The following is a 21,119-nucleotide window of genomic DNA, read 5'->3' on the forward strand; positions in this document are numbered from 1 at the left end:
TCCGCGAAGGACGCCATCCGGCCTGGAGCAATCGGTATGACCGAACATAACGTCCGCAACTTCAACATCAACTTCGGCCCGCAGCATCCGGCGGCGCACGGCGTTCTGCGTCTGGTGCTGGAGCTTGACGGCGAGATCGTCGAGCGCGTCGATCCGCATATCGGCCTCCTGCATCGCGGCACCGAAAAGCTGATCGAGGCCAAGACCTATCTGCAGGCGATACCCTATTTCGACCGGCTCGACTATGTCGCGCCGATGAACCAGGAGCACGCCTTCGCGCTTGCGGTCGAAAGATTGACCGGCACGCAGGTGCCGGTCCGCGGCCAGCTGATCCGCGTTCTCTATTCCGAGATCGGCCGGATCCTGTCGCATCTCCTCAACGTGACGACTCAAGCCATGGATGTCGGCGCGCTCACGCCGCCGCTCTGGGGCTTCGAGGAGCGCGAGAAGCTGATGGTCTTTTACGAGCGGGCCTGCGGCGCGCGCATGCACGCGGCCTATTTCCGTCCGGGCGGCGTGCATCAGGACCTGCCGCACCAGCTGGTCGAAGATATCGGCAACTGGATCGACCCGTTCCTCAAGACCGTCGACGATATCGACGAGCTTCTGACCGGCAACCGCATTTTCAAGCAGCGCAACGTCGATATCGGCGTCGTCAGCCTCGAGGACGCCTGGGCCTGGGGTTTCTCGGGCGTGATGGTGCGCGGCTCGGGGGCGGCCTGGGATCTGCGCCGTTCGCAGCCCTATGAATGCTATTCCGACCTGGAGTTCGACATTCCGATCGGCAAGAACGGCGACTGCTTCGACCGCTATCTGATCCGCATGATCGAGATGCGCCAGTCGGCGCGTATCATGCGCCAGTGCGTCGACCGTCTGCTCGGCGATGCCAAAATCGGTCCGGTCTCCTCGCTCGACGGCAAGATCGTGCCTCCGAAGCGCGGCGAGATGAAGCGGTCGATGGAGGCGCTGATCCATCACTTCAAGCTCTATACCGAGGGCTATCACGTGCCGGCCGGGGAGGTCTACGCCGCGGTCGAGGCGCCCAAGGGCGAGTTCGGCGTCTATCTGGTCTCCGACGGCACCAACAAGCCGTATCGCTGCAAGATCCGCGCTCCGGGTTATGCGCATCTTCAGGCGATGGACTTCCTCTGTCGCGGACACCAGCTTGCCGACGTTTCGGCCGTGCTGGGCTCCCTCGATATCGTTTTCGGCGAGGTGGATCGCTGATGCGTCTGGTGCCGCTCGTCGCCGTCGGACTTCTTGCGCTCGCCTCCGGGGCCTCGGCCCAGGAGGACGTCGGCAGCGAGTCATCCGCAGCGCTCAGGGGCGGCACCATGCCGGCGCTCCTGTCGAGGGGTTACGAGATCAAGGCAGCCGTCAACAACGGCGCGCGCTACATCGTGTTTTTGCAGAAAGACCAGTCAGCCTATGCCTGCGAATTTGTCTCGCTGACGAAATCGCGGTGCGGTTCGATTAACTGATAAGGTGTCCACTAGAATGTCCGTTCGTCGACTAGCCGAAGACACAGTCCAGCCAGCGGCCTTCGCGTTCAGCAAGGAAAACGCTGCCTGGGCCGAGGCAACGATCAAGAAATATCCCGAGGGCCGCGAGCAGTCGGCGGTCATCCCCCTGCTGATGCGTGCTCAGGAGCAGGATGGCTGGGTGACGAGGGCGGCGATCGAGTCGGTCGCCGACATGCTCGGCATGGCCTATATCCGTGTTCTCGAAGTCGCCACCTTCTATACGCAATTCCAGCTGCAGCCGGTCGGAACGCGTGCCCATGTCCAGGTCTGCGGCACCACGCCCTGCATGCTGCGCGGCGCCGAAGACCTGATCAGGGTCTGCAAGAAGAAGATCGCCAGCGAACCGTTCACCCTCAACGAGGGCGGCACGCTTTCCTGGGAAGAGGTCGAATGTCAGGGCGCCTGCGTCAACGCGCCGATGGTCATGATCTTCAAGGACACGTTCGAGGATCTGACGCCGGAGCGGCTCGAGGAGATCATCGACAGCTTCGAGGCAGGCAAGGGAGCGGAAGTCGTGCCGGGTCCGCAGATCGACCGCATCTATTCCGCGCCGATCGGCGGCCTGACGACGCTGCAGGCGCCGGTCGAAGAGAAGAAGAAATCGGTCCGCAAGTCGAAGGACGAACAGGCGGTGAGCGTGCCTCCGTCGAATGCGGCAAAGCCTTCGACCGCGACGGACGTTACCAATCCGACCTTGAAGACGCCGGCCACCGCCAGGAAGGCGGCGGCGAAGAACGTTAAGGTCGAGGGCGAAACGGTCGATAAGTCGAAGCCCGCGAAGAAGCCGCGGTGAAGAGGTGATACCCCATGCTTAGAGATGAAGATCGCATCTTTACCAACATCTACGGCCTCAAGGACAAGTCGCTGAGGGGCGCGATGGCGCGCGGCCATTGGGACGGCACGAAGCAGTTCCTCGAAAAGGGCCGCGACTGGATCATCAACGAGGTGAAGGCCTCCGGCCTGCGCGGCCGCGGCGGCGCCGGCTTCCCGACCGGTCTCAAATGGTCCTTCATGCCGAAGGAAAGCGACGGGCGCCCGCATTACCTCGTCGTCAATGCCGATGAGTCCGAGCCCGGCACCTGCAAGGACCGCGACATCATGCGCCACGATCCGCACACGCTGATCGAAGGCTGCGTGATTGCGAGCTTCGCCATGGGTGCGCATGCCGCCTATATCTACGTGCGCGGGGAGTTCATCCGCGAGCGCGAAGCGCTGCAGGCAGCGATCGACGAATGCTACGAATACGGCCTGCTCGGCCGGAACAACAAGCTCGGCTACGACATCGACATTTACGTGCATCACGGTGCCGGCGCCTATATCTGCGGCGAAGAGACGGCGCTGCTCGAAAGCCTCGAAGGCAAGAAGGGCCAGCCGCGCCTGAAGCCGCCTTTCCCGGCGAATATGGGCCTTTATGGCTGCCCGACGACGGTCAACAATGTCGAGTCGATCGCGGTGACGCCGACCATCCTGCGCCGCGGCGCCGGCTGGTATACGAGCTTCGGCCGCCCCAACAACCACGGCACCAAGCTCTATTCGGTTTCCGGCCACGTCAATCGCCCGTGCACGGTCGAGGACGCGATGTCGATCCCGTTCCACGAGCTGATCGAGAAGCACTGCGGCGGCATTCGCGGCGGCTGGGACAACCTGCTGGCGGTCATCCCCGGCGGCTCGTCGGTTCCCTGCGTGCCCGGCGCGCAGATGAAGGACGCGATCATGGATTATGACGGCCTGCGCGAGCTCGGCTCGGGCCTGGGCACGGCTGCCGTCATCGTCATGGACAAGTCGACCGACATCATCAAGGCGATCTGGCGGCTGTCGGCCTTCTACAAGCACGAGAGCTGCGGCCAGTGCACGCCCTGCCGCGAAGGCACGGGCTGGATGATGCGCGTCATGGAGCGCATGGTGCAGGGCCGCGCCCAGAAGCGCGAGATCGACATGCTCTTCGACGTGACGAAGCAGGTCGAGGGCCACACGATCTGCGCGCTCGGCGATGCGGCGGCATGGCCGATCCAGGGCCTTATCAAGCATTTCCGTCCGGAAATGGAGAAGCGGATCGACGAATACACGCGCAATGCGACCTCGCATGGCGCCGTGTTGGAGGCGGCGGAGTAAGAAACCATGGCTGGGGCGCGCAAGGACGGACAGGAGAGGACAGCCGCGAGCGCGGCCGGTTCATTCGCATGGCCTCAGGGCGCCGACCCGGCCGATCCGTTCGGCATGGGCGAATGGATGAAGAACCTGTCGAACGCCGGCTTGCCGAGCGTCGGATTGCATCCGTTGATGGCGCATCCGGCGGCGGCCGTCGCGGCAGCGACGGCTCTTGGCTTCGGTCTGTCCAGTCACATCGCCGGCATGATGTTCGGCGCGATGCAGGGGGCGGCCAGCACGCTTAAGAAGAGCGTCTCCGCGCCCGATCAGGCGGAGATCTCCAAGCCTGCTCCGGTCGCAAGGCCGCAAAAGGCAGCGTTTCGGAAAGCTCCGGTCTCCGCGGGCGAGACGCTCAAACCGCGCGGATCCGTCAAGCGGGCTGCGGCACCGGCGGCAGGCCTCGCAAACGACGACCTGAAGCGTATCTCCGGCATCGGCCCCAAGCTCGAGCAGGTGCTGAACGGCAGGGGCATATTCCGCTTCGCCGACATCGCCGCCCTGAGCAAGGCCGACATCGAGCGACTGGATAGCGAACTCGGCCTTGCCGGCCGCGGCGTCCGCGACGATTGGATCGGGCAGGCAAAGGCGCTCACGGGAGCGCGAGAGAAATAACGTGACGACCGTGCGGTGGTCACGGCAAGCGGCGAGACCGTGAAGGAATTGTCCGTTGCCTACTGCATGTTTCCTTTAATCGTAGCCGATTAAAGGAAACGCGCAGCAAACCAAAGTGCTGCAGCGGCCCTTGCGCGCCAGATCAAGACGCGCGGCGCTGTAGAAGAGCAGACGGACTGAAGACAGGATTGAGTACGAAGATGGCAAAGCTGAAAGTCGACGGAAAAGAGATCGAGGTCCCGGATCATTTCACGCTGCTTCAGGCATGCGAGGAGGCCGGCGCCGAGGTTCCGCGCTTCTGTTTCCATGAGCGGCTTTCGGTTGCCGGCAACTGCCGCATGTGTCTGATCGAGGTCAAGGGCGGCCCCCCCAAGCCGGCGGCCTCCTGCGCCATGGGCGTGCGCGACCTTCGTCCCGGTCCGAACGGCGAGGTGCCGGAAGTCTTCACGACCACGCCGATGGTCAAGAAGGCGCGCGAAGGCGTCATGGAGTTCCTGCTCATCAATCACCCGCTCGACTGCCCGATCTGCGACCAAGGCGGCGAGTGCGACCTGCAGGACCAGGCGATGGCCTTCGGCATCGACAGCTCGCGCTATCAGGAAAACAAGCGCGCGGTCGAGGACAAGTATATCGGTCCGCTCGTCAAGACGGTGATGAACCGCTGCATTCACTGCACGCGCTGCGTCAGGTTCACGACGGAAGTCGCCGGCATCGCCGAACTCGGCCTGATCGGCCGCGGCGAGGATGCCGAGATCACCACTTATCTCGAACAGGCGATGACCTCGGAACTGCAGGGCAACGTCGTCGACCTGTGCCCGGTCGGCGCGCTGACCTCCAAGCCCTTCTCCTTCACCGCGCGCCCGTGGGAGCTCGGCAAGACCGAATCGATCGATGTCATGGACGCGGTCGGCTCTGCCATCCGCGTCGATACGCGCGGCCGCGAAGTCATGCGGATCATGCCGCGCGTCAACGAGGAGATCAACGAAGAGTGGATCTCCGACAAGACGCGCTTCATCTGGGACGGGCTGAAGACGCAGCGCCTGGATCGCCCCTATGTCAAGAAGGATGGACGCCTGCAGCCGGCAAGCTGGGGCGAAGCCTTCCAGGCGATCAAGACCGCCGTTGCCGGCACGTCGGGCGACAGGATCGGCGCGATCGCCGGCGATCTCGCTTCGGTCGAGGAAATGTACGCGCTGAAGGAGCTCGTCTCCTCGCTCGGCTCGGCGAACCTCGACTGCCGACAGGACGGCGCAGCGCTCGATCCGTCGTTCGGCCGTTCGAGCTACATCTTCAACCCGACGATCCAGGGCATCGAAAGCGCCGATGCACTGCTCATCATCGGCTCGAATCCGCGCTTCGAGGCGTCGGTCCTCAATGCCCGCATCCGCAAGCGCTACCGCATGGCCAACTTCCCGATCGGTGTGATCGGCGAGGCTGGTGAGCTGCGTTACGAATACGAATATCTGGGTGCGGGTACCGACACGCTCGCCGAACTCGTTTCCGGCAAGGGGACGTTCTTCGCAACGCTGGAAAAGGCCGCGCGTCCGCTGATCATCGTCGGCCAGGGCGCCTTGGCAGGGGAGGGCGGTGCGGCCGTGCTCGCCAATGCGGCGAAGCTCGCCGTTGCCGTTGGTGCGGTGAACGCCGAGTGGAACGGTTTTGCCGTGCTTCACAGCGCGGCCGCCCGCGTCGGCGGTCTCGATCTCGGCTTCGTGCCCGGTCAGGGCGGCAAGTCGGCAGGCGAAATGGTCGACGCCATGGATGTCCTTTTCCTGCTGGGTGCCGACGAAATCGATCTCTCGGCCAAGAAGGCCGGCTTCACCGTTTACATCGGCTCGCACGGCGACAACGGCGCGCATGCGGCGGATGTCATTCTTCCCGGCGCGACCTACACGGAAAAGTCCGGCACCTGGGTCAATACCGAAGGGCGCGTCCAGATGGGCAACCGCGCCGCTTTCGCGCCGGGTGAAGCCCGCGAGGACTGGGCGATCATCCGCGCGCTTTCCGACGTGCTCGGCAGGAAGCTGCCTTTCGACTCGCTCGGCGAATTGCGCGCGAAGCTCTATGCGGCCCATCCGCATTTCGCCGCAGTCGACGAGATCGCCGCAGGCCGCAGCGACGAAATTGCCGCACTTGCACAAAAAGCCGGTGCGATGGCGAAATCCGTGTTTGCGTCTCCGGTCAAAGACTTCTATTTGACGAACCCGATAGCGCGCGCATCCGCCGTCATGGCCGAATGCTCGGCCCTGGCGCGCAACAATTTCAAAGCTGCCGCGGAATGAGCGCGAGGGAATAGAGCATCATGGACGCTTTCTTTTCGACCTATGTCTGGCCCACGGCCATCATGATCGGCCAGTCGCTCCTGCTTCTGGTCGCGCTGCTGCTTTTCATCGCCTATATCCTGCTCGCCGACCGCAAGATCTGGGCGGCCGTGCAGCTTCGCCGCGGACCTAACGTCGTCGGCCCCTGGGGGCTGTTCCAGTCCTTCGCCGACCTTTTGAAATTCGTCTTCAAGGAGCCGGTCATTCCGGCCGGCGCCAACAAGACGATCTTTCTGCTCGCCCCGCTCGTTTCCGTGACGCTGGCGCTCGCCGCCTGGGCGGTCATTCCGCTCAATGCGAACTGGGTGATCGCGAACATCAATGTCGGCATCCTCTTCGTCTTCGCCATATCTTCTCTCGAGGTTTATGGCATCATCATGGGCGGTTGGGCGTCGAACTCGAAATATCCCTTCCTCGGCGCATTGCGCTCCGCGGCGCAGATGGTGTCCTACGAGGTCTCGATCGGCTTCGTCATCGTCACCGTGCTGCTCTGCGTCGGCTCGCTCAATCTGACGGACATCGTAAACGCGCAGAATGACGGCGTCGGCACCATGCTCGGCCTGCCTGCCTCGTTCCTCGACTGGCACTGGCTGTCGCTCTTCCCGATGTTCATCATCTTCTTCATCTCGGCGCTCGCCGAGACGAACCGTCCGCCCTTCGACCTTCCGGAAGCCGAATCGGAACTCGTCGCCGGCTTCATGGTCGAATACGGCTCGACCCCGTACATGATGTTCATGCTCGGCGAATACGCGGCGATCTGCCTGATGTGCGCGCTGACGACGATTCTGTTCCTCGGCGGCTGGCTGCCTCCGGTCGACATCTGGCTCCTGAACTGGGTCCCGGGCATCATCTGGTTCGTGCTGAAGGCGTCGCTGGTGTTCTTCATGTTCGCCATGGTGAAAGCCTTCGTCCCGCGCTATCGCTACGACCAGCTGATGCGCCTCGGCTGGAAGGTCTTCCTGCCGCTTTCGCTGGCGATGGTCGTCATCGTCGCATTCGTTCTGAAGCTGACGGGCTGGGCATGATGGCCGCTCGAGCTTCGCTGCATACCGCCGGTCTCTCCGCGACCGGCAAGTTTGGAGGTTAATGATGGCAGGTCTTTCGAACGCCGTCAGCTCGCTGTTCCTCAAGGAATTCGTCGGCGCATTCCTTCTGTCGATGCGCTATTTCTTCCGTCCGAAGGCGACCTTGAACTATCCCTTCGAGAAGGGGCCCGTCAGCCCGCGCTTCCGCGGCGAGCACGCGCTGCGCCGTTATCCCAACGGCGAAGAGCGGTGCATCGCCTGCAAGCTGTGCGAGGCGATCTGTCCTGCGCAGGCCATCACCATCGAGGCCGGGCCGCGCCGCAACGACGGCACGCGCCGCACGGTGCGTTACGACATCGACATGGTGAAGTGCATCTATTGCGGCTTCTGCCAGGAAGCCTGCCCGGTCGATGCGATCGTGGAGGGGCCGAACTTCGAGTTCTCCACCGAGACGCGCGAAGAGCTCTACTACGACAAGGAGAAGCTGCTCGCCAACGGCGACCGGTGGGAGCGGGAAATCGCGCGCAACATTGCGATGGACTCGCCCTACCGCTGAGGCCATTCGCGCAACGCAGCATCGCGCCGCTTGATCGAAGACGGTGCATGCAAAACGGGTTTGGGCATCGGCCGGACAGGTGGTCCGGCTTTGCCTCATGGAGTGTGGGCCTGAGTGCCTTCACGCCAGCAAGACGAAAAAGGCACCGATCATGGGTCTGCAGGCTCTTTTTTTCTATCTTTTTGCCTTCATCGCCGTGGCGTCGGCATTCATGGTCATCGCGGCCAGGAATCCGGTCTATTCGGTTCTGTTCCTGATCCTGACCTTCTTCAATGCGGCCGGGCTCTTCCTGCTGACCGGTGCCGAGTTCCTGGCGATGATCCTGCTGGTGGTCTATGTCGGGGCCGTCGCGGTTCTCTTCCTCTTCGTGGTCATGATGCTCGACATCGACTTTGCCGAGCTTCGCGCCGGCGTGCTCGAATACGCGCCGATCGGCGCGCTGATCGGGCTGATCCTTGCCGCCGAACTGATCGTCGTTGTCGGCGGCTCGGCTTTCTCGCCTGAAATCGCCAAGGGCATCTCAATGCCGATACCGGCGCCGAGCGACCGCACCAACACCGCCGCGCTCGGCGATGTCCTCTATACCCATTACGTCTACTTCTTCCAGATCGCGGGGCTCGTGCTGCTCGTCGCCATGATCGGCGCCATCGTGCTGACCCTGCGTCACCGTCAGAACATCAAGCGTCAGAGCATTGCGCAGCAGGTTGCCCGCACCCCCGAAACCGCCGTCGAGGTGGTTACGGTCAAGCCGGGGCAGGGCATCTAATCGGACGCGAGGTCGAGGGACTACACTTATGGAAATCGGAATTTCCCACTATCTGACCGTCAGCGCCATTCTGTTCACGCTCGGCGTCTTCGGCATCTTCCTCAACAGGAAGAACGTCATCATCATCCTCATGTCGGTGGAGCTCATCCTGCTGGCCGTCAACATCAACATGGTGGCGTTCTCGGCCTTCCTGAACGACATCACCGGCCAGGTGTTCGCGCTGTTCATCCTGACCGTTGCGGCGGCCGAAGCCGCCATCGGACTTGCAATTCTTGTCGTCTTCTACCGCAACCGCGGCTCGATCGCCGTCGAAGACGTCAACATGATGAAGGGCTGACAGGGCTATGGATACCATCGTCAAGGCTATCGTCTTCCTGCCTCTGATCGGCTTCCTGATCGCCGGCCTTCTCGGCACGCAGATCGGCGCCAAAGCATCCGAATATGTGACCAGCGGCCTGATGATCGTCACCGCAGCGCTCTCCTGGTTCGTCTTCTTCCACGTCGCCCTCGGCGAAGAGGAGATGATCAAGGTCTCGGTGCTGCGCTGGATCCAGTCCGGAAGCTTCGATGTCGAATGGGCTTTCCGCGTCGACACGCTGACGGCCGTCATGTTCGTCGTCGTCAACACCGTCTCGACCCTGGTGCACATCTATTCGATCGGATACATGCACCACGATCCGAACCGGCCGCGTTTCTTCGCCTATCTGTCGCTCTTCACCTTCGCGATGCTGATGCTCATCACGTCGGACAATCTGCTGCAGATGTTCTTCGGCTGGGAAGGCGTGGGTCTCGCGTCATACCTGCTGATCGGCTTCTGGTACAAGAAGCCGTCCGCCAATGCGGCGGCGATGAAGGCCTTCATCGTCAACCGCGTCGGCGACTTCGGCTTCTCGCTCGGCATCTTCTGCGTCTTCGTCCTCTTCGGCTCGATCAATTTCGAGACCATCTTCGCCGCCGCGCAGAACTACTTGCCGGCCGAGGGAGCTGCGGCAGGGGACGCGGTCATCAATCTCTTCGGAATGCAGCTCGACAAGGGGCATGCCCTGACGGCCACCTGCCTGCTGCTCTTCATGGGCGCGATGGGCAAGTCGGCGCAGTTCCTGCTGCACACCTGGCTGCCGGACGCCATGGAAGGCCCGACCCCGGTTTCGGCCCTTATCCATGCCGCAACCATGGTGACCGCGGGCGTCTTCCTCGTCGCCCGCATGTCGCCGCTCTTCGAGCTTTCGCCGGACGCCCTGACGGTCGTCACCCTGATCGGCGCGATCACCGCATTCTTTGCGGCGACCGTCGGTCTCGTCCAGAACGACATCAAGCGCGTCATCGCCTATTCGACCTGCTCTCAGCTCGGCTACATGTTCGTCGCGCTCGGCGTCGGTGCCTATGGCGCGGCGATCTTCCACCTCTTCACGCACGCCTTCTTCAAGGCGCTCCTGTTCCTGGGCGCGGGCTCGGTCATCCACGCCGTCGACGGCGAGCAGGACATGCGTTACATGGGCGGACTGCGTACGCATATTCCGGTCACCTACTGGATGATGTTCATCGGTACGATCGCGCTCACCGGCGTCGGCATTCCCGGTACGGTCATCGGCACGGCGGGCTTCTTCTCGAAGGACGCGATCATCGAATCCACCTTCGCGTCGCATAGCGTCGTTTCCGGTCTGGCCTTCGCGCTGCTGGTCATCGCGGCGCTCTTCACCAGCTTCTATTCCTGGCGCCTGACCTTCATGACGTTCCACGGCAAGCCACGCGCTTCCTCCGACGTCATGCATCACGTCCACGAGTCGCCGCAGGTCATGCTGGTGCCCCTCTACATCCTGGCCGCCGGCGCCCTCGTCGCGGGCTTCCTGTTCCACGATTATTTCTTCGGTCACCACTACGCCGAGTTCTGGCAGGGCGCTCTGTTCACGTCCGCCGAAAACGAGCTTCTCGAGGAGTATCACCACGTTCCTCTATGGGTGAAATGGAGCCCGTTCGCGGCCATGGCGCTCGGTCTCTTCACGGCCTGGTACATGTACATCCGTTCGCCGGAGACGCCGAAATATCTCGCCGAGCAGCATCGCGGGCTTTACCAGTTCCTGCTCAACAAGTGGTATTTCGACGAACTCTACGATTTCCTGTTCGTCCGCAGCGCCAAGCGCCTGGGTACCCTCCTCTGGAAGGAGGGTGACGGACGGGTGATCGACGGGTACGGCCCGAACGGGATCGCTGCGCGCGTTCTCGACGTGACCGACCGGGTGGTCCGCCTGCAGACCGGATACCTCTACCACTACGCGTTCGCCATGCTGATCGGTATTGCAGCGCTCGTTACATGGATGATGCTCGGGAGTTCCTTCTGATGACCGATTGGCCCGTACTTTCCGCGGTCACCTTCATGCCGCTCGTCGGCGTTCTGCTTCTCCTGCTCACAAGGGAAGACAGCGCCTACGGCCGCCGCAACATCCTGAACGTCTCGCTGCTGACGACGGTCTTCACCTTCCTCGTGTCGCTCTACATCTGGTACCAGTTCGACCCGTCGAACCCGGGCTTCCAGATGGTCGAGAAGCGGGAGTGGCTCGGCACCGGCATTTCCTATCATCTGGGCGTCGACGGCATTTCCATACTCTTCGTCCCGCTGACGGCGTTCCTGATGCCGTTCTGCGTGCTGGCAAGCTGGGTGACGATCGAGAAGCGCCTGAAGGAATACATGATCGCGTTTCTGATCCTGGAAACGCTGATGCTTGGCGTCTTCGTGTCGCTCGACATCATCCTTTTCTACGTCTTCTTCGAGGCGGGCCTCATCCCGATGTTCATCATCATCGGCGTGTGGGGCGGCAAGGAGCGCGTCTACGCAAGCTACAAGTTCTTCCTCTATACGCTGCTCGGTTCCGTTCTGATGCTGCTTGCCATGATGGCGATGTATTGGCAGGCGGGCACCACCGACATCACGCAGTTGCTCGCCTATCAGTTCCCGCGCGAAATGCAGACCTGGCTCTGGCTTGCCTTCTTCGCTTCCTTCGCGGTGAAGATGCCCATGTGGCCGGTGCACACCTGGCTTCCCGATGCGCACGTGCAGGCGCCGACGGCAGGCTCGGTCATCCTGGCCGGCATCCTCCTGAAGCTCGGCGGCTACGGCTTCCTGCGCTTCTCCCTGCCGATGTTCCCGCTGGCGTCCGACTTCTTCGCGCCGTTCGTCTTCACCCTGTCGATCATTGCGATCATCTACACCTCGCTGGTCGCGATGATGCAGACCGACATCAAGAAGCTCATCGCCTATTCATCGGTGGCGCATATGGGCTACGTGACGATGGGAACCTTCGCGGCGAATGTTCAGGGTGTCCAGGGTGCGATTTTCCAGATGCTGTCGCACGGCATCGTCTCGGGCGCGCTCTTCCTCTGCGTCGGCGTCGTCTATGACCGGCTGCATACGCGCGAGATCGCGGCCTATGGCGGCCTCGTCAACAACATGCCGAAATATGCCGTCGCCTTCATGGTCTTCACCATGGCCAATGTGGGCCTTCCGGGAACGTCGGGCTTCGTCGGCGAAGTGCTGACGCTGGTGGGCGCCTTCCGCGCCAACACCTGGGTCGCCCTGTTCGCGACGACCGGCGTCATTCTGTCGGCGGCTTACGCGCTCTGGCTCTACCGCCGGGTGATTTTCGGTGCGCTGGAAAAGGAAAGCTTGAAGGCGCTGCTCGATCTGTCGGGGCGCGAGAAACTCATTCTTTATCCGCTGGTGATCCTGACCATCTTCTTCGGTGTCTATCCGGCACCGGTCTTCGACGCGACCGCGGCCTCCGTGGACTTGCTCGTCAACAACTACGCCGCCGCCCTGCAGGCAGCGCAAGACGTTGCGCTTTCGGTGCAATGATCAAGGGACGTGATGTGACATGACTGCTGAAACCCTTATCGCCAGCCTGCAACTTTCGATGCCCGAGCTGATCCTTGCGGTCGGCGCGATGGCTCTCCTGATGATCGGCGTCTTTTCGGGCGAAAGAGCCACACCGACCGTGACCGGGCTTGCGGTCGCTGTGCTCATCATCGCCGGGCTGTGGCTCGTCCTGAAGACGGGCGAGGGGGAGGCCTATGGCGGCGCCTTCCTGTCGGATCCCTTCGCCAAATTCATGAAGGTGCTCGCCCTGATCGGCTCGATCACCGTGATGGTGATGACCGTCGGCCACGCGCGTTCGGCTCAGATCGACCGGTTCGAGTTCCCCGTGCTTCTGGTTCTGGCCACCCTCGGCATGCTGCTGATGATATCGGCCAACGATCTCATCTCGCTCTATCTGTCGTTGGAGCTGCAGTCACTCGCCCTTTACGTCGTGGCGGCAATCAACCGCGACAGCGTCCGGTCGACGGAGGCGGGCCTGAAGTATTTCGTTCTCGGCGCGCTGTCTTCGGGCATGATGCTTTACGGCATGTCGCTCGTCTACGGCTTCACCGGACATACCGGCTTCGACGAGATCGCGGCGGCGCTCACGGCCGAGGGCCGGTCGCTGGGCCTCGTCTTCGGGCTGGTGTTCATTCTTGCAGGCCTCGCCTTCAAGATCTCCGCCGTCCCCTTCCATATGTGGACGCCGGACGTCTACGAAGGCGCCCCGACGCCGGTGACGGCATTCTTCGCCGCAGGACCGAAGGTCGCGGCCATATCGATCCTCGTGCGCATCGTCATCAACGCCTTCGAGCCGGTGGTCGCCGATTGGCAGCAGATCGTCGTCTTCATCTCGATCGCATCGATGCTGCTCGGCTCCTTCGCCGCGATCGGCCAGCGCAACATCAAGCGGCTGATGGCCTATTCCTCGATCGGCCACATGGGCTATGCGCTCGTCGGTCTGGCGGCCGGCTCGATGGCCGGCGTACGCGGCGTGATCCTCTACATGCTGATCTACATGGTCATGACGCTGGGCACTTTCGCCTGCATCCTTGCCATGCGCCGGCGGGAAGGCGAGCATGTCGAAGGTATCGACGATCTTGCCGGCCTTTCGCAGACCAACCCGTTCATGGCGACGGTGCTGACGATCCTCATGTTCTCGCTCGCCGGCATCCCTCCGCTGGCAGGTTTCTTCGCCAAGTACTTCGTCTTCGTTGCGGCGATCGAGGCGCAGCTCTATGGCCTGGCAATCATCGGCGTGCTCGCTTCCGTCGTCGGCGCCTACTACTATCTGCGGGTCATCAAGGTGATGTGGTTCGAGGAGCCGAGAGGCGAGTTTGCCCGAACGGCGGGCGAGCTTAGGCTGGTGTTCGGTCTGTCCGGCCTCTTCGTGCTCGGCTACGTGCTCATCGGCGGTCCGCTCGGAACCGCTGCCGAAGCCGCGGCGCGGACATTCTTTTGACCGGCGGACGAAGCGGCGGCCGGAGTTCGCCTGAAGATTTCCGGCACGTCGCGCTCGCCGAAACGGTCTCGACCAACAACGAGTGCCTTCTGCGGGCGCGCGAGGGTGATCCCGGCAATCTCTGGATTACCGCGGTGCGCCAGACCGGAGGCAGGGGCAGGCGTGGCCGCGCCTGGTTCTCGGAGCCGGGGAACCTCTACGCATCCCTGCTGCTCATCGATCCGGCGCCGGTGGACAGGCTGCATGCGATGCCGCTCGCCGCAGCGGTCGCGGTCCATCGGGCCATCCGCCGGGTGATGCCACCGGGCGGAGCCGAGGCCGCGATCAAGTGGCCGAACGACATTCTTATCGACGGGCGGAAGACCTGCGGCATTCTTCTCGAAGGCGAGGTTCTGGCCGACGGACGGCGGGCCCTGGTGATTGGCTGCGGCATCAACGTCGCCGTCATGCCCGAAGACGCACTTTACCCCGTCACATCGCTTCGGCGGGAGGGCGCGACAACCTCTCCCGAGGAGCTGTTCGCGCATCTTTTCGTAACCATGGCCGAAACGCTCGCCGTATGGGACCGTGGCGCGGGCGTCGCCGCAATCATCGATCAGTGGCGCGCCGCGGCCAAGGGCATCGGCGAGGCGATCACGGTCAACCTGCCGGACCGCTCGCTTTCCGGCCGCTTTGCAGGTATCGATCGGGACGGCCGACTTCTACTCGACACGGGTTCCGGCCCGCCGCAAACCATTGCAGCGGGCGACGTATTTTTTGGATGATTGAAAAAAGCAAAGGCGCATCACGACATGGCGCATGATGAAGAATTGGTGTTCTTGCCGCTCGGCGGCGTCGGCGAAATAGGCATGAATCTCGGCCTTTATGGCTATGGAAGGCCAGGTCACCGCCAATGGATCATGGTCGATTGCGGAGTGACCTTCCCCGGCCCGGAATTGCCCGGCGTTGATCTGGTTCTGCCCGATATCGCCTTTCTGGCCGAACAGCGCCGCAACCTGAAGGCGATCATCATCACGCATGCCCATGAGGACCATTACGGGGCCCTGAACGATCTGTGGCCCGGCCTGAACGTTCCCGTCTACGCCTCGCCTTTCACCGCGGGCATGCTGGAGGCCAAGCGCGCATTCGAAAAGTCCCGCAGCGAGATCCCGATCACGACCTTCAAGCAGGGCGACCGCATCAATGTCGGACCTTTCAGCGTCGAAGCCGTGGGGGTCAATCATTCGATCCCCGAGCCGATGGCGCTCGTCATTCGCACGCAACTCGGCACGGTCGTGCACACGGGCGACTGGAAGATCGACCTCGAGCCTTCGCTCGGGCCGCTGACCGACGAGTCCCGGTTTCGCCAGATCGGTGAGGAAGGCGTCCTCGCTCTCGTCTGCGATTCGACCAATGCCCTGCGCGAAGGGGTGTCGCCGTCCGAACAGCAAGTCTCCGAGAGTCTCGCCAAGATCATTGCCGATGCCGAGGGCCGGGTCGGGATCACCACCTTCTCCTCCAATGTCGGGCGCATCCGCTCTGTTGCCGAAGCGGCGGAGGCTGCCGGGCGGGAGGTGCTTCTACTCGGCAGTTCGATGAAGCGCGTCGTCGACGTTGCGCGCGATGTCGGGCTCATGGAAGGCGTGAAGCCGTTCCTGGCAGAAGACGAGTTCGGCTATGTCCCGCGCGACAAGGTCGTGGTCATCTTGACGGGCAGCCAGGGCGAGCCGCGCGCCGCCCTTGCCAAGATCGCTCGCGACGAGATGCGCAACGTGGCTTTTTCGGCCGGCGACACGATCGTCTTTTCGTCGCGTACCATCCCCGGCAACGAAAAGGCGATCAACGACATCAAGAACGGGCTTATCGAGCAAGGCATCCACATCGTCACGGACAGCGAGGCGCTGGTGCATGTTTCCGGCCACCCGCGGCGCACCGAGCTCCAGCAGATGTACCAGTGGGTGAAGCCGCAGATCCTCGTGCCGGTGCATGGCGAGGCGGCGCATCTGACGGCGCATGCGGAGCTTGGACTGCAATCGGGTATCCCGAGCGTGCCGCGGCTGCGCAATGGCGAAATGCTGCGGCTTGCGCCCGGACCCGCGGAAGTCATTGACGAGGCGCCGCACGGCCGCATCTACAAGGACGGCACCCTCATCGGCGATTTCGAGGAGATGGGGATCGGCGAACGCCGCAAGCTTTCCTTCGCCGGCCACGTCTCCGTCAGTGTCGTCCTCGACAGCCGTTACGACTTTCTGGGCGACCCGGACGTCGTGCCGATCGGCCTTCCGGAATACGACGACGAAGGCGAGGCGATGGAGGACACGCTCTATGATGCGGTGCTCGGCGCCGTAGAGAGCATTCCGCGGGCAAAGCGGAAGGACCTCGCGATGCTGCAGGAAGCCGTTCGCCGCGCCGTGCGCAGCACTACGAACCAGGTCTGGGGCAAGAAGCCGGTCGTCACGGTGTTCATCACCAAGGTCTGATCCGGCGGCACCCTCCGAAATCGTGAACTACGGGGCAGGGAGAGAAGCATCGGATGCTGGGAAAAGTGAATCACGTGGCGATCGCCGTGCCCGACCTTGCAGTCGCCATCGAAAGCTATCGCGCCACGCTCGGGGCGCCGGTCTCCGAGCCGCAGGCTCTGCCTGAACACGGCGTGACCGTCGTCTTCGTGACGCTGCCCAATACCAAGGTCGAATTGCTCGAGCCGCTCGGCGACACATCGCCGATCTCCGCCTTCCTCGAGAAAAACCCGGCCGGCGGCATGCACCATATCTGCTATGAGGTGGAAGACATCATCGCCGCGCGCGACCGGCTGAGGCAGGCGGGAGCGCGTGTCCTCGGCGACGGCAACCCGAAAATCGGCGCGCACGGCAAGCCGGTCCTGTTTCTTCACCCCAAGGACTTTCAGGGCACCTTGATCGAGCTCGAAGAGGTGTGACAGTCGGGCGCGGGGAAGGGGTTTGCCGGTTGAGCCGTGCAGGGTTATAACGCGGCCGAACGCTCCACCGCAGAGATTTTTGATGCCTCTCTTCTCTACCTTTGCAATCTACTTCATCATCTGGTGGATCACGCTTTTCGTCGTGCTGCCGCTCGGTGTGCGTACGCAAGCCGAAGAGAATGACGTCGTCCCCGGCTCCGTCGAGAGTGCTCCAGCCCGTTTCCGCGCCCTCAGGGTCGTACTGCTGACGACGGTCATTGCCGCCGTCATCCATCTCGGCTGGTACATTGTTTCGGTGAAGCTCGGCTACGACATCGATGCAATCCCACGCTTCGCGCCGGAATTCTACTGACGCCGTTTCGCAACGTTCCCGGCGCCGATGAATCAAGCCGGCGCGCCGGGAACGCAGCGACACGGTTTCGTGAATCGACAGCCACTCGCCCGCCGGCTAATAAAGGGCATGCTGTATTTTGCCCGCCTCCTCCTGTGCCTTTGGCTCGCCGCCTTTGCCGCGAGTACCGTTGCGCAGGCGGCAGGTAGCACGGCGATGATGATCGCCATGGCAGCCGAGGCCGGCTCGCAGATGGCAGGCTGCCCGGATTGCGATGATGAGCCTGCCGACGCTGACGGCTTTGCCTGCAACGTCGACTGCACCTCCCTCGGGTCGGGCCTGCCCGTCGATTATCCCGGATACCGACCGATCGTCCCGTCGAAAGACTTCGGCCCCGCTGCGGCTGAAGATCGGCCTGGCCGTATCGGACCGCCGGACCCTCTTCCCCCAAAACATTTCGCCTGATCTGACGCGCAATGCCTGAGAGGCGCGTGGAACGGTCAGTTTCCGTGCCACGGCGACCGTCGCCGAAGCAAGGTTTCAGCCGTCCCCCGTCGCTTTGATAGGCGCTGGCGGCCCGGGCACGCGGCCAGGCCAGACATGCGCCATCTCAGCCACGTCGTTCCGATGCCGGCCTTCAGGCAGGACGATAGCTGCAATCGAAATCGTTTATGAGGAAGATAATGATCTTTTCCACGGCCGCATGCGCCGGCCTATCCCGGCGAAGTGTTGTCGGCTTGCTTGCCACCGGCGCCGGCTTCGTCCTGTTGCCATACAGGATCGGGGCAGCGACCTCTGTCCCGCGCGCGATCGCTTTCGATGGCGATGCGCTCGTAACTGCGATCGAAGGAGAGATCCGACGGTTCGCTCCCGTTATCGGCTGGCAGGTCCTGAAGTCACCCGGTTTCGTGACGGCGCTCGCCAGCCTCCCCGCGCGGCCGGGCGAGATCGTCGCCGGTCTGGCGGGGGGCGGCATCGCACGTTCTTCGGATGGCGGCAGCAGCTGGCAATTCCCGGGAAAGGGACTGCCGGGGGCGCCCGTAACCGCATTGGCCGCATCCGCCGCAGTGCCCGACACGCTCTACGCCGCCGTTGCAGGTGACGGTCTCTGGCACAGCACAGACAAAGGGGCGGTCTGGAGCCTCGCAATGGACCGGCCCTGGATCGGGGACGGGGAACGCGAGATCGTCGGGCTCGCCTCGGTGAACACCGCCTCGGGCATGGGGGGCATCTGGATCTATGCCGCAACCGAGGCCGGCTTGATCCGGGTGCCCGACTGCTTCTGCCGCTGGCAGGCGATCGTAGCGGGCGACGCGATGGACGCTTTGGTTGCCGGCGGCCCGCAAAAACCGGAAGCACCCTTGCCCAAGGGGGAGGCGGTCCGCGCGCTCGTCTCCTGCCTCGCGGAATCCGAGAGGCTGTTCGCCGCGATGCCTTCCGGTCTTTGGACTTCCGCAGATGCGGGCGTGAACTGGTCCCGCAGCTCGGAGCTGAATGCGCTCGCCCTGGCATCGCATCCACAAAACCCCGAACAGCTTGCCGCCGTCACGAAAGATGCGGTCGTAGTCAGCCGCGATGGCGGCACAAACTGGACGAAGCTCTGAAGGAGAACTCTCTTGCGAAATAAACTTTCCCTGGCCGTTTTTCTCGCCTTGGCGACCCCGGCCCTTGCCGAAAAACCGATGACGGTCTGGCGCGATCCGGATTGCGGCTGCTGCGACGCCTACGTCGATTACCTGCGCTCCGAGAACTTCGAGGTTCACGTGATCGATGACCGGGACTTCGTCAACCGTTCGGTGGCGGCGGGGGTGCCGGAGCGTGGCATGGGTTGCCACCTGGCGGAAATCGACGGCTATACCCTGAGCGGCCTGATACCGGCCGATATCATCCGGCGTTTGCTCCATGAACGCCCCGCCGTCACGGGTATCACGCTGCCGGGCATGCCGGCGAATGCGCCGGGTATGGCTTCCAAAAAGACGGGGTCGTTGCGCATCTTTTCTTTCGGTCCCGACGGCCCGGCGGTCTATTCCGATGAGTGAGCAGCGGAGGCGGGGCCGATGCGTGTGCGCAAACTCATGACGGCCTTTGTCGCGGCGGGCATCGGCGCTGCGGGCTGGTTTGCCGCCGCTGCGCAGCGGCCGGTGGCCAACGGCGTGACCTTTCTAGGGGAGGCCGTCACGTCCGAACAGATCGACCTTGGACGGGCGATCTACCAGGACCATTGCGCCTCTTGCCACGGGGTGCGGCTGGAAGGAGAGCCTGACTGGCGACGGAGAAAAGCGAGCGGCCGCATGCCCGCGCCGCCGCATGATGCAACCGGACATACCTGGCATCATTCGGATCAGGAGCTGTTCACCTTCACCAAATTGGGTCTCGGCGCGGTTCTACCGGACTATGAAAGCGATATGCCCGCTTTTGGGGGGCTGCTGACCGATGCCGAGATCACTGCGGTTCTGGGGTTCATCAAGAGCAGGTGGCCGGAGCGCCAGCGCAAAATACAGACCCGGATCACCGCGGGCGACGGGCAGAGCCATGAGAACAACGGGAGACTCGAAAATGAGTGAAATCGTAAAAACCGCCAGCACAAGGCAAGTAGCTGGCCTGCGGATGCCGTTCGGCCGCCGCGGCTGGATCCTTGTCGGACTGGGCGTTGCCGGAACCGGCCTGGCCGCAAATTGGGACTGGCTCGCAGCGGCGGGTGTGGCCCCCATTCTCTTGAGCCTCGCGCCCTGCGCGGTGATGTGTGCCACCGGATATTGCGTCATGTGCCGAAGCAAGAAGCCGGCCGATGCACCGGGCACCGATGAACGAACCAAGTAACCAGAAAAAGGAGAGACCAGGATGAATACCATTACGAAGCTAACGCTTTCGGCAGCACTGCTCATTGCGACCGCCGCCTATGCGAACGATAGCGCGTCCCCCGTCGCGAAGGACGAGGCGGTTAAAGGCGGCATGGATATGATGGGTGGCGACATGTCCGGAATGAAGGGCATGATGGACATGATGCGCGCCATGGGGCCGATGATGGAGGCATGCGCGGGGATGATGAAGCAGATGGCTCATCATCATCCGCTGCACGGCGACGAAGCGGCTCCGGCCACCGAAGGGGAAGCAAAGCCATTGCCGCAGGACGGCTGACGCAATTCCGTAGGATATGAAACGAGGGCGGTCTCTCGCAGGACCAACGGGACCGCCTTCAACTCTCTTTCACCCCTAAATTATGAAGGAGCAGAACCGGGGGCGGGAAGCCATGCAGGCCGGCCGGCGCGTTGGCGCACTTGACAGACAGATTATTGACGTTTTCTCGCGCCTGCTTCGCCAGGAGGGGGTGATGAAAAACCAAAAAAAAACAAGGCCAAAGCCTTGTTTTCTAAGTGTCGCGTGATCTCTAATCCGTTTCCGGCGGCAGCGAACGAGCGCGCCTAAGATCTTATCCTCCCAAGACTTGACCGCGAATTTCGGCAAGAATTTGGTCTTCCTGCCTGTTTTGTGAGCCGAAATTAGCTCAAACCTTGGGCGCTGTCATCTGCTTTTTTTGCATTTTTGCTACAGTCGGGTAAAATTTTTCCGTTGACACCAACTGTCTTCGTCCTGTTACTAGCGTGCTC

General features: G+C 62.8%; 23 protein-coding genes. All 23 read left to right on the forward strand.

Going from position 1 to position 21,119, the window contains the following annotated elements; genetic code table 11:
- Positions 1–36: 36 nt before the first annotated feature.
- The 23 genes from CN933_RS09610 to CN933_RS09720 all read left to right on the forward strand — a co-directional run bounded on the left by CN933_RS09610 (position 37) and on the right by CN933_RS09720 (position 20,649).
- Entirely contained in the window at positions 37–1,227 is a 1,191-nt protein-coding gene (locus CN933_RS09610) for an NADH-quinone oxidoreductase subunit D (protein ID WP_018094844.1), read from the forward strand.
- Complete coding sequence (locus CN933_RS09615) at positions 1,227–1,481, forward strand: hypothetical protein (protein ID WP_018094845.1); 255 nt, start codon at positions 1,227–1,229, stop codon at positions 1,479–1,481. Before CN933_RS09610 ends, CN933_RS09615 begins: the two co-directional genes overlap by 1 nt.
- Positions 1,482–1,497: 16 nt before the next feature.
- A complete protein-coding gene (gene nuoE, locus CN933_RS09620) occupies positions 1,498–2,316 on the forward strand; it encodes an NADH-quinone oxidoreductase subunit NuoE (RefSeq protein WP_018094846.1) in 819 nt (272 codons plus the stop codon).
- 14 nt (positions 2,317–2,330) lie between these two features.
- A complete protein-coding gene (gene nuoF / locus CN933_RS09625; RefSeq protein ID WP_018094847.1) occupies positions 2,331–3,635 on the forward strand; it encodes an NADH-quinone oxidoreductase subunit NuoF in 1,305 nt (434 codons plus the stop codon).
- Between the two features lie 6 nt (positions 3,636–3,641).
- A complete protein-coding gene (locus CN933_RS09630; RefSeq protein ID WP_018094848.1) occupies positions 3,642–4,283 on the forward strand; it encodes a helix-hairpin-helix domain-containing protein in 642 nt (213 codons plus the stop codon).
- A gap of 200 nt (positions 4,284–4,483) precedes the next feature.
- The gene (gene nuoG, locus CN933_RS09635; RefSeq protein ID WP_018094849.1) at positions 4,484–6,565 is read left to right on the forward strand and encodes an NADH-quinone oxidoreductase subunit NuoG; all 2,082 of its coding nucleotides are present in this window, start codon (positions 4,484–4,486) and stop codon (positions 6,563–6,565) included.
- Between the two features lie 20 nt (positions 6,566–6,585).
- A complete protein-coding gene (gene nuoH / locus CN933_RS09640) occupies positions 6,586–7,629 on the forward strand; it encodes an NADH-quinone oxidoreductase subunit NuoH (protein ID WP_018094850.1) in 1,044 nt (347 codons plus the stop codon).
- Positions 7,630–7,693: 64 nt separating this feature from the next.
- Entirely contained in the window at positions 7,694–8,185 is a 492-nt protein-coding gene (nuoI, locus tag CN933_RS09645) for an NADH-quinone oxidoreductase subunit NuoI (protein ID WP_003531850.1), read from the forward strand.
- Positions 8,186–8,336: 151 nt separating this feature from the next.
- Entirely contained in the window at positions 8,337–8,951 is a 615-nt protein-coding gene (locus CN933_RS09650; protein ID WP_102761413.1) for an NADH-quinone oxidoreductase subunit J, read from the forward strand.
- A gap of 28 nt (positions 8,952–8,979) precedes the next feature.
- Positions 8,980–9,288 carry an NADH-quinone oxidoreductase subunit NuoK gene (gene nuoK / locus CN933_RS09655; protein WP_003531854.1) on the forward strand — a complete coding sequence of 103 codons (309 nt, stop codon included), beginning with the start codon at positions 8,980–8,982 and terminating at the stop codon, positions 9,286–9,288.
- A 7-nt stretch (positions 9,289–9,295) separates the two neighbouring features.
- The gene (gene nuoL / locus CN933_RS09660) at positions 9,296–11,290 is read left to right on the forward strand and encodes an NADH-quinone oxidoreductase subunit L (protein ID WP_018094852.1); all 1,995 of its coding nucleotides are present in this window, start codon (positions 9,296–9,298) and stop codon (positions 11,288–11,290) included.
- Complete coding sequence (locus CN933_RS09665) at positions 11,290–12,801, forward strand: NADH-quinone oxidoreductase subunit M (protein WP_018094853.1); 1,512 nt, start codon at positions 11,290–11,292, stop codon at positions 12,799–12,801. The genes nuoL and CN933_RS09665 overlap by 1 nt, the downstream gene beginning before the upstream one ends.
- A gap of 19 nt (positions 12,802–12,820) precedes the next feature.
- The gene (nuoN, locus tag CN933_RS09670; RefSeq protein WP_003531859.1) at positions 12,821–14,263 is read left to right on the forward strand and encodes an NADH-quinone oxidoreductase subunit NuoN; all 1,443 of its coding nucleotides are present in this window, start codon (positions 12,821–12,823) and stop codon (positions 14,261–14,263) included.
- Complete coding sequence (locus CN933_RS09675; protein WP_018094854.1) at positions 14,260–15,027, forward strand: biotin--[acetyl-CoA-carboxylase] ligase; 768 nt, start codon at positions 14,260–14,262, stop codon at positions 15,025–15,027. The genes nuoN and CN933_RS09675 overlap by 4 nt, the downstream gene beginning before the upstream one ends.
- 27 nt (positions 15,028–15,054) lie before the next feature.
- Entirely contained in the window at positions 15,055–16,722 is a 1,668-nt protein-coding gene (locus tag CN933_RS09680; RefSeq protein WP_018094855.1) for a ribonuclease J, read from the forward strand.
- Positions 16,723–16,775: 53 nt separating this feature from the next.
- Positions 16,776–17,180: a methylmalonyl-CoA epimerase gene (gene mce, locus CN933_RS09685; protein WP_018094856.1), complete on the forward strand. Its 405-nt coding sequence runs from the start codon at positions 16,776–16,778 to the stop codon at positions 17,178–17,180.
- 82 nt (positions 17,181–17,262) lie between these two features.
- Positions 17,263–17,532, forward strand: a complete 270-nt coding sequence (locus CN933_RS09690; protein ID WP_018094857.1) for a DUF1467 family protein — start codon at positions 17,263–17,265, stop codon at positions 17,530–17,532.
- 69 nt (positions 17,533–17,601) lie between these two features.
- Positions 17,602–17,976 (forward strand): hypothetical protein, encoded by a 375-nt coding sequence (locus tag CN933_RS09695; protein ID WP_146032661.1) that lies wholly within the window; start codon positions 17,602–17,604, stop codon positions 17,974–17,976.
- 218 nt (positions 17,977–18,194) lie between these two features.
- Positions 18,195–19,115 (forward strand): WD40/YVTN/BNR-like repeat-containing protein, encoded by a 921-nt coding sequence (locus CN933_RS09700; RefSeq protein WP_018094859.1) that lies wholly within the window; start codon positions 18,195–18,197, stop codon positions 19,113–19,115.
- Positions 19,116–19,127: 12 nt separating this feature from the next.
- Entirely contained in the window at positions 19,128–19,550 is a 423-nt protein-coding gene (locus CN933_RS09705) for a DUF411 domain-containing protein (protein ID WP_018094860.1), read from the forward strand.
- 36 nt (positions 19,551–19,586) lie between these two features.
- A complete protein-coding gene (locus tag CN933_RS09710; protein WP_201446024.1) occupies positions 19,587–20,075 on the forward strand; it encodes a c-type cytochrome in 489 nt (162 codons plus the stop codon).
- Positions 20,068–20,331, forward strand: a complete 264-nt coding sequence (locus CN933_RS09715; protein WP_201446023.1) for a hypothetical protein — start codon at positions 20,068–20,070, stop codon at positions 20,329–20,331. The genes CN933_RS09710 and CN933_RS09715 overlap by 8 nt, the downstream gene beginning before the upstream one ends.
- A 21-nt stretch (positions 20,332–20,352) precedes the next feature.
- On the forward strand, positions 20,353–20,649 hold the full coding sequence (locus CN933_RS09720) for a hypothetical protein (RefSeq protein WP_018094863.1): 297 nt from the start codon (positions 20,353–20,355) through the stop codon (positions 20,647–20,649).
- The last annotated feature ends 470 nt before the right edge of the window (positions 20,650–21,119 follow it).

It is taken from the genome of Sinorhizobium sp. M4_45 (assembly GCF_002885915.1).
In the GTDB taxonomy this organism is placed as follows: domain Bacteria; phylum Pseudomonadota; class Alphaproteobacteria; order Rhizobiales; family Rhizobiaceae; genus Sinorhizobium; species Sinorhizobium meliloti_A.